The organism is Humidesulfovibrio idahonensis, assembly GCF_054657715.1.
This window is the reverse complement of record NZ_BAAHYE010000002.1, coordinates 425,298-437,404: the sequence shown is the minus strand read 5'-3', so window position 1 is coordinate 437,404 and position 12,107 is coordinate 425,298. Positions and strand designations below refer to the sequence as shown.

General features: G+C 68.0%; 12 protein-coding genes. 2 read left to right on the top strand and 10 right to left on the bottom strand.

Annotation, left to right across the window (positions count from 1 at the left end):
• Window positions 1–7 precede the first annotated feature (7 nt).
• Genes ACYQ4W_RS02325 through ACYQ4W_RS02315 form a run of 3 tightly spaced genes read right to left on the bottom strand, consistent with a single transcriptional unit; the run spans window position 8 to window position 3,042 of the window.
• Window positions 8–976, bottom strand: a complete 969-nt coding sequence (locus ACYQ4W_RS02325) for a polyprenyl synthetase family protein (protein WP_459852340.1) — start codon at window positions 974–976, stop codon at window positions 8–10.
• A 37-nt stretch (window positions 977–1,013) separates the two neighbouring features.
• Window positions 1,014–1,715 (bottom strand): futalosine hydrolase, encoded by a 702-nt coding sequence (gene mqnB, locus ACYQ4W_RS02320; RefSeq protein WP_459852338.1) that lies wholly within the window; start codon window positions 1,713–1,715, stop codon window positions 1,014–1,016.
• Window positions 1,716–1,719: 4 nt separating this feature from the next.
• On the bottom strand, window positions 1,720–3,042 hold the full coding sequence (locus ACYQ4W_RS02315) for a nucleotide sugar dehydrogenase (protein ID WP_459852335.1): 1,323 nt from the start codon (window positions 3,040–3,042) through the stop codon (window positions 1,720–1,722).
• Between the two features lie 73 nt (window positions 3,043–3,115).
• On the opposite strand from ACYQ4W_RS02315, the gene ACYQ4W_RS02310 reads away from it, so the two are divergent.
• Window positions 3,116–3,316, top strand: coding sequence for a DUF2065 domain-containing protein (locus tag ACYQ4W_RS02310; RefSeq protein WP_459852332.1), 201 nt, complete (start codon window positions 3,116–3,118; stop codon window positions 3,314–3,316).
• 67 nt (window positions 3,317–3,383) lie between these two features.
• Here the strand turns inward: ACYQ4W_RS02310 and ACYQ4W_RS02305 are convergent, their stop codons facing one another.
• Window positions 3,384–4,307 carry a ubiquinone/menaquinone biosynthesis methyltransferase gene (locus ACYQ4W_RS02305; RefSeq protein ID WP_459852330.1) on the bottom strand — a complete coding sequence of 308 codons (924 nt, stop codon included), beginning with the start codon at window positions 4,305–4,307 and terminating at the stop codon, window positions 3,384–3,386.
• A 4-nt stretch (window positions 4,308–4,311) separates the two neighbouring features.
• Complete coding sequence (locus ACYQ4W_RS02300; RefSeq protein WP_459852328.1) at window positions 4,312–4,527, bottom strand: hypothetical protein; 216 nt, start codon at window positions 4,525–4,527, stop codon at window positions 4,312–4,314.
• Between the two features lie 308 nt (window positions 4,528–4,835).
• Here ACYQ4W_RS02300 and ACYQ4W_RS02295 point away from each other — a divergent pair, with 308 nt between their 5' ends.
• Entirely contained in the window at window positions 4,836–5,951 is a 1,116-nt protein-coding gene (locus ACYQ4W_RS02295) for an HD domain-containing phosphohydrolase (protein ID WP_459852326.1), read from the top strand.
• Window positions 5,952–6,031: 80 nt separating this feature from the next.
• Here the strand turns inward: ACYQ4W_RS02295 and ACYQ4W_RS02290 are convergent, their stop codons facing one another.
• The 5 genes from ACYQ4W_RS02290 to cbiE form a co-directional block, all read right to left on the bottom strand.
• Window positions 6,032–7,999 carry a hypothetical protein gene (locus ACYQ4W_RS02290; protein ID WP_459852324.1) on the bottom strand — a complete coding sequence of 656 codons (1,968 nt, stop codon included), beginning with the start codon at window positions 7,997–7,999 and terminating at the stop codon, window positions 6,032–6,034.
• Window positions 8,000–8,079: 80 nt separating this feature from the next.
• The gene (locus ACYQ4W_RS02285; RefSeq protein WP_459852322.1) at window positions 8,080–8,472 is read right to left on the bottom strand and encodes a cytochrome c3 family protein; all 393 of its coding nucleotides are present in this window, start codon (window positions 8,470–8,472) and stop codon (window positions 8,080–8,082) included.
• Window positions 8,473–8,639: 167 nt separating this feature from the next.
• Complete coding sequence (cobJ, locus tag ACYQ4W_RS02280; protein ID WP_459852320.1) at window positions 8,640–9,422, bottom strand: precorrin-3B C(17)-methyltransferase; 783 nt, start codon at window positions 9,420–9,422, stop codon at window positions 8,640–8,642.
• Between the two features lie 9 nt (window positions 9,423–9,431).
• Entirely contained in the window at window positions 9,432–10,772 is a 1,341-nt protein-coding gene (locus ACYQ4W_RS02275; RefSeq protein WP_459852318.1) for a cobalt-precorrin 5A hydrolase, read from the bottom strand.
• Window positions 10,769–12,019 (bottom strand): precorrin-6y C5,15-methyltransferase (decarboxylating) subunit CbiE, encoded by a 1,251-nt coding sequence (cbiE, locus tag ACYQ4W_RS02270; protein WP_459852317.1) that lies wholly within the window; start codon window positions 12,017–12,019, stop codon window positions 10,769–10,771. Before cbiE ends, ACYQ4W_RS02275 begins: the two co-directional genes overlap by 4 nt.
• Window positions 12,020–12,107: the final 88 nt, after the last annotated feature.

Genomic DNA, 12,107 nt, shown 5'->3' with positions numbered 1-12,107 from the left:
CCCCCGGTCACTTGCGTCTGGTGAGAACGTACTCCGCGGCCTGGACCAGCACGGTCCGCTCCGGCGAATCCGGCAGGGACTCCAGCTCGCGCAGGGCCAAGGCGACGTAAGCCTTGGCGGCCTCGCGGGTCTTCTCGGCCAAGCCTTTCTCACGAACCGTAGCAACTATGCGCCCGGCCTCCTCCTCCGTCAACCGCTTCTCCCGAAGCTTCGCCAGCAATTCCGCGGCCTCGGCCTCCGGCAGGGACTCCAGCAGCAGGATGAGCGGCAGGGTCATCTTGCCTTCGCGCAGGTCGCCGCCGGCGGGCTTGCCCATCTCGCTCTCGGAAATGGTGTAGTCGAGGGCGTCGTCCACCAATTGGAAGGCGATGCCGAGATTGAGGCCGTAGGCGCCGGCCATGTCCTCCACGCCGCGCTCGCGCGTGGCCAGGGCCGCGCCGCAGCGGCAGGCGGTCTCGATGAGCCGGGCGGTCTTGCCGATGACGATGTTCAGATAGGTGTCGCGGTCGACCGTGGGGCGGGCGGTGTGCGCCAGCTCCAGAATCTCGCCCTCTGCCGTGGCCATTATGCCGCGCGCCAAGAGCGAGTTGAGGCGCGGGATGTCGTAGTCCGCCCCGAGCTTGTTGGCCAGGGCCAGCAGCACGTCGCCCGCGAGGATGGTCTCGGTGACGCCGTAGGCCACATGGGCCGAGGTTTTGCCCCGGCGCGTCTCGGCCTGGTCCAGCACGTCGTCGTGCAGCAGCGTGGCCGTGTGCAGCATCTCGATGGCGCAGGCTATGGCCAGCATGTCCTCTTTGCCGTGGCCAAGCACGCGGGCGAAAAGAATGGTCAGCATGGGCCGGATGCGTTTGCCGCCGGAAAGCAGCACGTGGCGGGCCACCTCGCGCACAAGGCCGTCGAACTTGTCCGCCTCCGCCGCGAGGAAGGCGTTGATGCCGGGAATCTCCCCGGCGAAATAGGCGCGCAGTTCGTTCATGCCGTCGCATCCGCTTGTTGTAGGTTTCATACCGGGCTCAGGGCGCCAGCAGCAGCCGCGCGGCCTGTCCCAGCGCCGCAAGGGCGCCTGGCAGGTCCCAGCCCTTGGGCGGACGCGAGCCCACGGGGTTCGACACCGCGCGCAGCTCCGCAAAGGGCAGTCCGGCCCGCCTGGCCCCGTAGGCCAAGGCAAAGCCTTCCATGTTCTCCAGGCGGGGCCCGTAGCGCTGGCAAAGCAGGGCCGCGCGCTGTGCGTCCGCGGTGACGCCGCTGACCGTGAGGCCCGCCGCCGGGGTCCACCCCTGCGCATAAAGCCCCATGGCCGAAAGTTCCGCCGGGCCGTTCCAGGCCAGGTGATCAAAGACGGCGTTCTCCGCCGTATTGGGCACGCCGTTCAGGGCGAAGCCCAGGCCGCGCGCATCGGCAGCGACAGCGCCCGTGGTCAAAAGACCGTACTCGGGCCAGCACTCCCGGTCCAGCAGGCGCACAGAGCCCACGGGATGCGCGCCCAGGTCGAAGCTGCCCGCCACGCCGAAATCCACCACGCCGGTCACGTCCGGCCGGGTCAGCGCGCGTCCCAGCTCCAGGGCCGCGTTCACAACGCCGATGCCCGTCACCAGGGCCAGCACGAGGCGGCCGTGGGCGGAAAGCTCCACCACAGCGCCCTGCGGGCCGTCGGCCTTTACCCCAAGGGCGGCGGAAAGCTCCAGCCCGGTGGCGGCGACGACCAGAAGCGGCATGACCTTACAACCGCCAGAGCGTGAAGCCCTCGGCCTTGGCCGCGGCCGGGTCGAAGCGGCCCTTCACGTCCAGCAAAAGCGGCGCCGAAGGATCGCGGAACCAGCTGCGCAGCTCGGCCAGGCCGATGTCCGCGTACTGCTCGTGCGCCACAGCCAGAATGACCGCGTCGAGCCCGCGCAGGGCCGAAAGGTCGGAAAGATCGATGCCGTACTCGTGCCGGGCCTCGGCCGGGTCGGCCATGGGGTCGTGCACCAGCACGGTGACGCCGAACTCGGAAAGCTCGCGCAGCACGTCGATGACCTTGGTGTTGCGCAGGTCGGGCACGTTCTCCTTGAAGGTGAAGCCGAGCACGCCCACGCGCGCGCCCTTCACCTTCACGTCGCCCGCGATGAGCTTTTTCACGCAGGTTTCGGCGATGAACTTGCCCATGCCGTCGTTGATGGACCGGCCCGCCAGGATGACCTGCGGCGAAAAGCCCAGGGCCTGCGCCTTGAAGGTCAGGTAGTAGGGGTCGACGCCGATGCAGTGGCCGCCCACCAAACCGGGCCGGAAGGGCAGGAAGTTCCACTTGGTGCCCGCGGCCTCCAGCACCTCCAGGGTGTCGATGCCCATGCGGTCGAAGATGACCGAAAGTTCGTTCATCAGGGCGATGTTCAGGTCGCGCTGGGTGTTCTCGATGACCTTGGCGGCCTCGGCCACCTTGATGCACGAGGCGCGGAAGATGCCCGCCTTGACCACCGCGCCGTACACGCCGGCCAGCAGGTCGGCCGTGGGCTGGTCCTGCCCGGCCACCACCTTGACGATGGTCTCAAGCGTGTGCGCGCGGTCGCCGGGGTTGATGCGCTCCGGCGAGTAGCCCACGAAGAAGTCCTTGCCGCAGGCGAGGCCGGACTGCTCTTCCAGCAGGGGCACGCAGACTTCCTCGGTAAGGCCGGGGTACACGGTGGATTCGTAGGCGATGACAGCGCCCGGGGCGAGGTTGGCCCCCACCGTGCGCGTGGCGCCCACAACCGGGCGCAGGTCCGGGCTTCTGTGCGCGTCTATGGGCGTGGGCACGGCCACGATGATGATGGCGGCGTCCTTGAGGCGCTTGGGGTCGCAGGTATAGGCGACCTTGGCGCTCTTGAGGTTCTCGGGCAGCACTTCGCCGGTGCGGTCGCTGCCCTTCTCCAACTCGTCCACGCGCTTTTGCGAAATATCGAACCCGATGACGGGAAAATGCCGCGACAACGCCACGGCCAACGGCAAGCCCACATAGCCCAGGCCCACGACGGCGATGCTGGCGCGCCCGGCCTTCAGATCCTCAAGGGTGGTGATCAAACCCATGTGTTTACCTTCCTCGTGAAGAGCCCGCTCCCCGCCGGTGGACAACCCGTGCCCGCCCGGATAGAAGGAGCGCATGAACCTCGACTGGTCGCTCTTCTTTATGGCCCTTGGCCTGGCCTTCCTGCTGGAGGGCCTGCCCTATTTCATCCTGGCCGAGAGGATGCCCGGCATCCTGCTCACCCTGGCCAGCCGCCCGCCGCGCGCGCTGCGCATCCTGGGGCTCACGTCCATCATTCTGGGCGTTCTGCTGGTGGCTTTGGGCCGGTCGTTCTAACTCGCCAAAAAATTCCGCAACGCGCTGGCCCAGCGCCTTTTCCGGCTTACCGCCGTCCACTCGCCGCCTACTCGTCTTCAGGACCCTTGCCCGGATCCTGCGGGGTGAAGCAGCGCAGAACGCTGTCCTGTCCTGCCGCGCCAGCCTGCGCGTTATCCGGTGATCCGGCCGGTGATACGGCCTCGCAGGGGCGCGTGTCCGCGGCGCCGCTTGCCGTGCCGGGCGCAGTATACGCGTCGGTTTCGCCGCGCAGTTCGCCCGCCTTTTCCGCCACATGCAGGTACACGATGCCCGAGAGCATGGCAACGTGAAACACGCGCGCGTAACCCGCGTCCATAAGCTCCTGCGAAAGCTGGCGTTCGTCCGGGAACTCGCGGATGGTCTCCGCCAGGTAGCGGTAGGCCGCGCGGTCGCCGGAGATGAGCCTGCCAAAGCCCGGCAGCACCGAATTGAGATAGAAATTATACAGCCCGCCCCAGACCTTGCGCCTGCCGGTGCCGAATTCGAGGATGCAGAAGCGGCCGCCGGGCTTGAGGCAGCGCAGCACCTCCTGGTGGGCGGCCATGCGCGGGCGGATGTTGCGGATGCCGAAGGCTATGGTGGCCGCGTCCACGGACTCGTCGGCCAGGGGCAGCTTGCGGCCGTCGCCCTGGGCGGGCAAAATGCGCTCACCAGGGCCGCCTTCCAGCTTTTGCATGCCGCGCGCCAGCATGGGCAGCGTGTAGTCCACGGCGGCCACGCGGATGTCCGGGTACTGGCGGATGAGCGCCAGGGACACGTCCATGGTGCCGGCCGCAAGGTCGAGCACCACGCCGCCGGGCTTGGGCAGGGCCACGCGGGCCAGCCGCCAGCGCCAGTAGATGTCCAGGCCGAGGCTCAACGTGTGGTTGAGAAAGTCGTACCAGCGGGCGATGCGGCCGAACATGGCCGCCACCTGACGGCCGTGCAGCTGATCGCGCTGGGTTTGCTCCGGGGAAGGAGGACGCTGCATGAGACTAATCGACCTTGTCCTTTTTCTTTGCGGCGGCCGCGGCGCTCTTCGGCGCGGCGCCGGGATCGCACACCGCTCCGCCCGCCACGGTGGTCAGGATCTCGCCATATATTTCCGCAAAATGCTCGGAGAAATTGGCCGGAGAAATGCGGCCGACCTCAATGAACTTGACCACGATTTCCTTGGCCACCTGCAGGGCCTGCTTCTCCAGCGAATCCATGCCTTTCTCCCGCGATCCGAGCCGCTTTGGCCCGGTTGTGCGACCGAAAAACCCGCCCGGTGGGAAATGGCCGTGACCGCACCACGCGGTGGACCCCGGGCGGGAAAGGGAAAGAAACCGGTGAGGCCCCTCCCCCTTTGTTTGGTCCGCCACCAGTAGCACGCCACCCCCCGCCTCGTCGAGTGCGACGCAGCCGGAGATTGCGCCAAGATGCTTCCGCGCCTACGCAGTTGCAGAGCGGGGCCGAGCCATGTATTTCTGACACGCGGCCCGCGATGGGGCCAATTCCTCACGACACTGGAGAATCAATGCTGCAGAAAGTCCTCATGGTGGAAGGGGCGGCGAACCCGCTCGGCTCCACGCGCGAGCAGCTGGCCAAGCGCTTCGAGCTGACCTGCGCCGTGGGCATTGAGGAAGCCCTCAAGGCCGTGCGCGCGCACGGGCCCTTTGCCGTGGTCCTCACCGACCTCAAGCTGCCCAAGAAGGACGGCCCGACCCTGCTCGACGTCATCCGCACCGCGCACCCGCACACCGTGGGCATCCTCTCCACCGGCCACGCCGACACGGACATGGCGGTGAACGCCATCATGGACGGCCGGGCCTTCCGCTGCGTGACCAAGCCCATCGCCCTGGAGACATTGGCGCGCAACATCGAGGCCGGCCTGGCGCAGTACAAGCTGCTCACCGCCGAGCAAAGCTTCCTAGAGGAGACCATGCACGGCTCGGTGCAGGCCCTAAGCGACGTGCTGAGCCTGGCCAACCCCGCGGCCTTCGGGCGCTCCCTGCGCATCCAGGGCCTGGTGCGCCGCCTGTCCGAAGCCTTGCTCATTCCGCAATTTTTCGAAGTGGACATGGCGGCCATGCTTTCGCACATCGGCTGCGTGTCGCTGCCGCGCACCGTGCTGGAGAAGATACGCGCCGGCAAGGACCTGGCCCCGGACGAGCGCAGGCTCTTCGAAAGCCACCCGACCATCGGCGCGGGCCTGCTGGCCCACATTCCGCGCATGGAGCTCGTGAGCGAGATCATAAGAAACCAGCACGCGCGCTGCGATGAGAACCCGCCCTACGGCGCGCGCGTCCTCAAGATCGTGCTGGACTACGACATGCTGGCCAACCGGGGCCTGCCTGCCGCCAGCATCTTCGTGCAGATGTTCGGCACCAAGGGCATGTACGACCCCGCCATCCTCAAGGCCTTCGAGAGCACCATTCCGGTGGACTCCGGCTACGTGCGCCGCCGCGTGAACATGCGCGAACTCAAGGAGAACATGATCCTGGAGGAGGACATCGTTTCCGTGGACGGCATGCTGCTGCTCGCCAAGGACGCCGAGCTGAACGAGACCAACATCTACCGGCTCATCGAGTCCAAGAACTCCTTCGACATCGTGGAGCCCGTGTCCGTGCTGGTTCCGGCGCGCACCCTCTAGCACCGGCCGCACCGGCGCAGGCGCAAAAAAAGGCCGCTCCCGAATGGGGGCGGCCTTTTGCATGGCGCTTTTCGTTGTGCTTATTCTTCGCGCATGGAAGCGGCCAGATGGGCGATCTCCTCGCGGATGACCTTTGCGGCCTCGCGCGGGACGGCGCGGGTGATTTCGGCAAAGACCTCGCGGTCGAGCTGGGACTGGCGGTTCTCCATCTGGGCCAGGCGTGCGCCTGCACCGCGTACGGTCATCTCGGCGCTTTCGACCCGCGGGGTCAGGGCGTCGGCCTTGTCCGAGGCGCTTTGCGCCTTGTCCAGGGCGGCCAGGGCCTTGTCCATGGCCCCAAGGGCCTTGTCCATGGCGGCCTGGGACTTGTCCGCCGCGGACTGGGCGGACTGCGCCAGCTCCTGCTGCACGGATTCGTCCTGGGTGCGCAGGCTCTCCTCCAGGTGCGCGCGCAGGGCGGAAAGCTCCTCGCGCAGGGCTTGCGCCTCGGCCTGGGAGGCTTCGAGGCGGGCCTCGATGTCGGCCAGATTCTTCTCGCGCTCGGCCAGCTTGCCTTCCAGGCGCACCACGGCGACGCTGTTTCCGGTCACCTGGGTGGCCAGCTGGGCCAGGCGCTCCTGCAGCGTGCTCAGTTCCTCGTTCGAGATGCCGACGGGCGCGGCCTGGGCCGACAAAGCAGGGTCCGACAAAGTGGAAGCGGCGGCGGCTCCTGCGGCCACGGCGCCCACGGCCACCGCGCCCACAAGGGCGGCATCGGCCAGGGGCATCTCCGCCGGGGCCGGCTCGGGCTGCGTTTCGAACGCGGGCTCGAGGACCGTATCCTCGTCGATGGGCCGCAGCAGTTCCGGCACCTCGTCCAGGTCCGCGCCAAAGGCGGATTCGGGCTCGACGGCAGGTTCAGAAGCAGCGGCGGGGACAAAATCCGCGGCAGGTGCGGCGGCGAAGTCAAAAGCGGGTTCGACCTCGGCCACAGGTTCGGCAACGGGCTCGCCAAGTTCGAAGGCCGGCGCGGACTGTGCCCCGGCGGCCGTTTCGGCATCGGGAATCTGGGCCAGCAGGTCCTTGGCGTCGAGGGAAATCTCGGGCTCAGGCTCGCCGTCGGAGGTTTCGATGCCCTCCATGAGGCCGCCCAGCCCAAGCTCGTCGCCCAGCAGCTGGTCCATGGACGCGGCAGCGGGCGCCGTCCCCGCAGGCTCCTCGGCCAGGGGCGCGGCAGCGGCCGCGGGTTCGTCCGCCACCAGATCGTCCAGGGAAAGGTTGAGTTCGCCGCCCATGTCGGCCTGCTCCTGCTCGGCCAGCAAATCGCGGCCAGGCTCAGGATCGGAGAGGTCCGGCAAGGTCAGGTCAAGGATGGAGTCCTCGGACGCGGTGGCCGCCGCAGGCGCAGCAGGCTCCAGGTCCAGGGGCTCGGCCTGGGGCTGATCCTCCACCAGGTCGCCAAGGGAGAGCTCCAGCAGGTCGTCGCCCGGGGCCTCCGGCGCGGCGGCCTTGGGAACGTCCAGGTTCTCCAGCAGATCGGCCATGTCCGTGCTGTCCAGGGGAAGGTCCGCCGGCGGGGCGGGCTCCTCCGGGGCGGCGGGAGCGGCGGGTGCGGCTTCCTTGCTGTCGCCCAGGCCGGAAATAAGCTCATCAAGCCCGGTGAGGTCGATGATGCCGTCCTTGCCGCCAGCGGTCTCGTCGGGCGGCGCAAGGTCCAGCTCTCCACCGGTGCCGAAGGCGCTCAGGTCGAGAATGTCCTCATCGTCGGCCTCGTCGGCTTCGCTGTGTTTCTGGCTGGGGGCCTCGGCCGGAGCCTGGGCCTGCGACATGACGGGCGCGTCCTCGACAAGGTCGTCGAGCAGCAGGGCGTCCTCTTCGATTTCCGGCGCGCCAACAGGCGGCGCCGAAGCGGGCTTCTCATCGGAGGAGGCCAGCTCCTCGGCGAAAAGGGCTTCCAGCTCTTTCTCGAAGTCGCTCTCGGCAGCCGTGGACTTCTTGGCTCCGGAAGGCTTCAGGTCCAGGCCGTCAAAGTCCAAGGCGTCATCATGAGAAGGGGGAGTCGGCGGCATGGTCTTCTCCTCCAGGAGGAAAAGTTAAAAAGGGGGAGCCGCTTGCGCAGCTCCCCCTTTGGTGAGCTAACGTCCTGAAACTAAGCGTGACACTTGTTGCAGGCAGTAGGAGCGTTCGGGTTGGAGTCCTTCTTGGACTTGTGGCAACCCACGCAGGACTTGGCATTGTTGCCGTGGAACGCGGCGTAGTAGGAATCCTTGCCCTGCTTGGCGGTCAAGTTGTCGTGGCAGCCCTTGGTGTCGCACTTGGCGTATTCGTTGGCACCGGCCTTCTTGTGGTGGCAGTCGACGCACTTCAAAGCGGCGTGCTTCTTGTGCGGGAACTTCACCAGGGGCTTGGTGGTCTTCATGCCCTCAGGGGCCTTGAAAGTAACATCGGCAGCCGGGGCGGCTTTGCCGGCGGCGTACAGGGGCAGCGCCAGGGCGCAAGCCAGGGCCGCAACGACCAGGCTCATAAAGAGAGAACGTTTCATGCTCCTCAATCCTCCTTCTTCACATACGTGAGAAATCCACTCTACCACAGCCTTATGGAAGCATCTCCCCGTGTACCCAGGGAGCCATTCCGAGACGAACAGTGATGCAGATACCCCCAAACCGCACATTCTGGCAAGGGAGGGCGCGCACTTTTCCAGGATTTTTTTCACAATCCCCGCGCGGTTCCATCCCCGCTCAGGCCGTACTTTCCCGCGTAACCGCGGGGGGTGAGCATGCGGTCCCCGGCCATCCGGGTCGCGGCGTTGCCAACCACCAGGATACTTTGCATATCCACGGCTTCCGGATCGAGCCCGGCAAGGGTGGTGGCAATGATCTCCTGTCCCGGCCGGTAGGCGCGCTTCACCAGCCCAACAGGGGTCGCCGCCGACCTGTGCGCGGCCAAAACAGCCAAGGCCTTGGGCAACTGGTCCTTGCGCCTGCCGGAGCGCGGATTGTAGAGCACGACCACGAAGTCGGCCCCGGCCGCGGCCGCCAGCCGCTTCTCGATGACCTCCCAGGGGGTCAGCAGGTCCGAGAGGCTCACCACCGCGAAGTCGTGCATGAGCGGCGCGCCAAGAAGAGCCGCCGCCGCGCACAGGGCCGGTATGCCCGGCACCACCTCAAGGTCGAGAACATCCAGAAGCCCGCGCGCCTCCATGAGTTCGAGCACCAGCCCGGCCATGGCGTACACGCCCGCGTCGCCGCTGGAGACGACGGCCGTCTCCACGCCGCTTGCGGCCAGGTCGATGGCCGCGTTGCAGCGCTCCACCTCTCCGGTCATGCCCGTGGAAAGCACCCGCCGCCCGGCCAGAATCTCCGGCTCCACCAGTTCAATGTACCCCTTGTAGCCCACGATGGCGTGCGCGCGCAGCAGCGCCTGGCGCGCCAGCGGCGGCAAAAGGGCGGCGTCGCCCGGTCCCAACCCTACGACAGTGATGCGCTTCTCCACGTCCTCTCCTTAGCCTGCATCACCTGGCGCCGGCCGCAAAGCCACTGCGCAGGTCACGCGGCTGGTCTTGGTCTTCTCCACCAGCAGGCCCGCAGCTCCGGAGAGCAGCAAGGCCGCTGCCTCGCACACGCTCCCGGTGCCGGTCCTGCGCTTGACCGTCTCGGACTGCCCGGCGGCTTCCACATCCGCCAAGGCTTCCGGGCTGAAAAATACATATTCCGCGCCAAGGGCGATCATCGCCGCGCAAATACCCGGATCGTCACGCTTTATGCTTGCCGTTCCGCTGGCGGCCAAGCTCTGCGGAGCCAGGTTCTCCCGCGCAAGAATGTGCTCCACGTGCGCAAGGATTTCCCGCTCCTCCACACCCTTGCGGCAGCCAAGGCCCAGGCACAGGCAGCGGGGATAGACGCGGAAGGTCTGCGGATGGCGGCCGCCGACGCGCCAGTGGCACCACACGCCCGGCGCTGCCGCGTCCCAGGCCTCTGGCGGCGTGGGCACAAAAAGCCCGCCCGCGTCCTCGCCTTCAAGCAGCCGGCCTTCTGGGTCGTAGAGCTGCACGGGCCGGCCCTCAAGCAGCGCGGCGGCGACGGCCTTCACGGCGGCGGCGTTGTCCACGGCCATGCCCTTTGCCGCGGCCAGTTCGTCCACGCCGGGCAGTCCGGCCGCGTCCGTGCCCGTGGTGATGACGGCCGTTGCGCCGGTGAGGCGCGCCAGCTCGCGCGCCAGCGCATTGGCCCCGCCCGCGTGGCCGGACACGAGGCTTATGGCGAAGCGCGCGGCCAGGTCCAGCACGGCCACCGCCGGGTCCAGCGTTTTGCCGCGCAGGTGCGGGGCGATGGCGCGCACGGCGATGCCCACGGCCCCGATGAACACGTGGCGCCGGTAGGCGGAAAAACGCTCGGCCATATGGCCGGACAGGTTCGCGAAGGCCCGGAGGCGCGCGGTTCCGGCATGGGTCGGTTTCGCGCTTGTGAACGCGGCGGCGGCCGAGGCCGGCTGTCCGCCGTCAAGGTCCTCGACGCCAGGGTCATCAACGGCCAAGCGCCCGGCAACTGGCTGCGCTGGGACCTTGCCCCCGGCGGCCGCATGCCCGACAACAAGGCGTTCGGGCGCATACACATCCGCGCCGAGAGGCCCGGCCAGGCGCAGGGACAAGGCCAAGCCCTGGGCGCTCAAGGCATGGATCACCGTACTGCGCGTGCCGGTGGTTTCGTCTTTGACGGCCGCAGCGTCCGCTGCCGGAGCAGCCGGTTCGACAGTTCGGACCTCGCGGGCGGCATGGGCGGAGGGCGCGGCAGGCTGCGACGCTTTGCCGGTTGCAGGTCCGGGCGTCGCGGTCTTGGCGCTCACGACGCTGCCGGGGCCGCTGGCTTGTCCGCCCAGATGATGAACACGGGATTCTGGGCGCGCAGGCGGAAGTCTCCGGCCAGGCGGTCGGCCGTGCTGGCCTGGAGCTGTGTGATGCCGAAGTTCCAATTGTGCGTGTTGAGGTAGTCCTTCACGCGCATGAGCGTATCGAGCAGAATGGCGTGAATGACGACGCGGCCGCCGGGTCTGAGCCTGCGGCAGGCGTGGGCCAGGGCGCGGGTGTCCTGCCCGAGGCCGCCGCCGAAGAACACCCGGTCCGGGTCCGGCAGCTCCACCAGGGATTCGGGCATCTCGCCCTGCACGGTCTCCACCAGCCAGGCGCCTATGCGCCGCACGTTCTCGCGGATCATGGCCGCGCGCCGGGGCTCGCGCTCCACGGCGAAGACGCGGCCCTCGTGCGCCAGGTGCGAGGCCTCGATGGCCACGGAGCCGCAGCCCGCGCCAAGATCCCACACGACGCTGTCGGGCATCACGCCCAGCATGGCCAGGCCCGTGGCGCGCACGGCCAGCTTGGTGATGAGCCCTTTCTCGTGGAAATAATAGTGGTCCGGAATGCCCAGCATGAGCGGGATTTCCGGGGGCGCGGTGCGCTCCACCAGCACAAGGTTGAGGTCCGAGAACGGCAGGTCCCAGGCGTCCTCAAGACGCATGCGCCGGGCGGTCTCGCCCGCGCCGCCAAGGTTCTCCAGCACGATGAGCTGGGCGTCGACCACGCCGCGCTCGAGCAAAGCCTGAGCCACCACGGCGGGCGTGTGCTCGGGGTCGGTGAACACGGCGATGCGCTCAAAGCGCGCCAGGGCGGCGAAAAGCGGCGTGAAGTCATTACGCCCGTGCAGCGAGACCACGCGCACGTCGTGCCAGGGCAGGCCCACGCGGGCAGCGGCCATCTGCAGCGTGCACAGGTTGGGATGCACCACCACAAGCTGCGCGCCCAGGGCCTCCAGCAGCCGTTTGCCCAGGCCGAAGAACAGGGGGTCGCCATCGGCCAGCACCACCACGGCCTTGCCCACGGCGCGCTCGCGCTTGATCTCGTCCAAAATGGGGCCAAGGGGGCCGGCGATGGGAATGGTGCGCTCCGGCTGGCAGGCGCGCGGCGCGGCGTCCAGCAGCCTGCGCCCGGCCACCAGCACCTGGGCGCGGGCAAGAACGTCCTCCACGCCGGGGGGCGGGGTCAGGGCTCCGGGCCTTAGGCCCACAACATGCACGGGGTTCTGGCTCTTCTCGAACATGGGTTCCCCTTATCGTGAACCCGCGCCGGGGTGAAGAGGAAAAACAGGAGAAAACAGCGCTTCGGGCACATCGTCTTCGTACAGCACG

Coding starts and splice junctions, on each gene's coding strand:
- ACYQ4W_RS02325 (WP_459852340.1), bottom strand. CDS start 976: ATGAACGAACTGCGCGCCTATTTCGCCGGGGAGATTCCCGGCATCAAC.
- mqnB (WP_459852338.1), bottom strand. CDS start 1,715: ATGCCGCTTCTGGTCGTCGCCGCCACCGGGCTGGAGCTTTCCGCCGCC.
- ACYQ4W_RS02315 (WP_459852335.1), bottom strand. CDS start 3,042: ATGGGTTTGATCACCACCCTTGAGGATCTGAAGGCCGGGCGCGCCAGC.
- ACYQ4W_RS02310 (WP_459852332.1), top strand. CDS start 3,116: ATGAACCTCGACTGGTCGCTCTTCTTTATGGCCCTTGGCCTGGCCTTC.
- ACYQ4W_RS02305 (WP_459852330.1), bottom strand. CDS start 4,307: ATGCAGCGTCCTCCTTCCCCGGAGCAAACCCAGCGCGATCAGCTGCAC.
- ACYQ4W_RS02300 (WP_459852328.1), bottom strand. CDS start 4,527: ATGGATTCGCTGGAGAAGCAGGCCCTGCAGGTGGCCAAGGAAATCGTG.
- ACYQ4W_RS02295 (WP_459852326.1), top strand. CDS start 4,836: ATGCTGCAGAAAGTCCTCATGGTGGAAGGGGCGGCGAACCCGCTCGGC.
- ACYQ4W_RS02290 (WP_459852324.1), bottom strand. CDS start 7,999: ATGCCGCCGACTCCCCCTTCTCATGATGACGCCTTGGACTTTGACGGC.
- ACYQ4W_RS02285 (WP_459852322.1), bottom strand. CDS start 8,472: ATGAAACGTTCTCTCTTTATGAGCCTGGTCGTTGCGGCCCTGGCTTGC.
- cbiE (WP_459852317.1), bottom strand. CDS start 12,019: ATGTTCGAGAAGAGCCAGAACCCCGTGCATGTTGTGGGCCTAAGGCCC.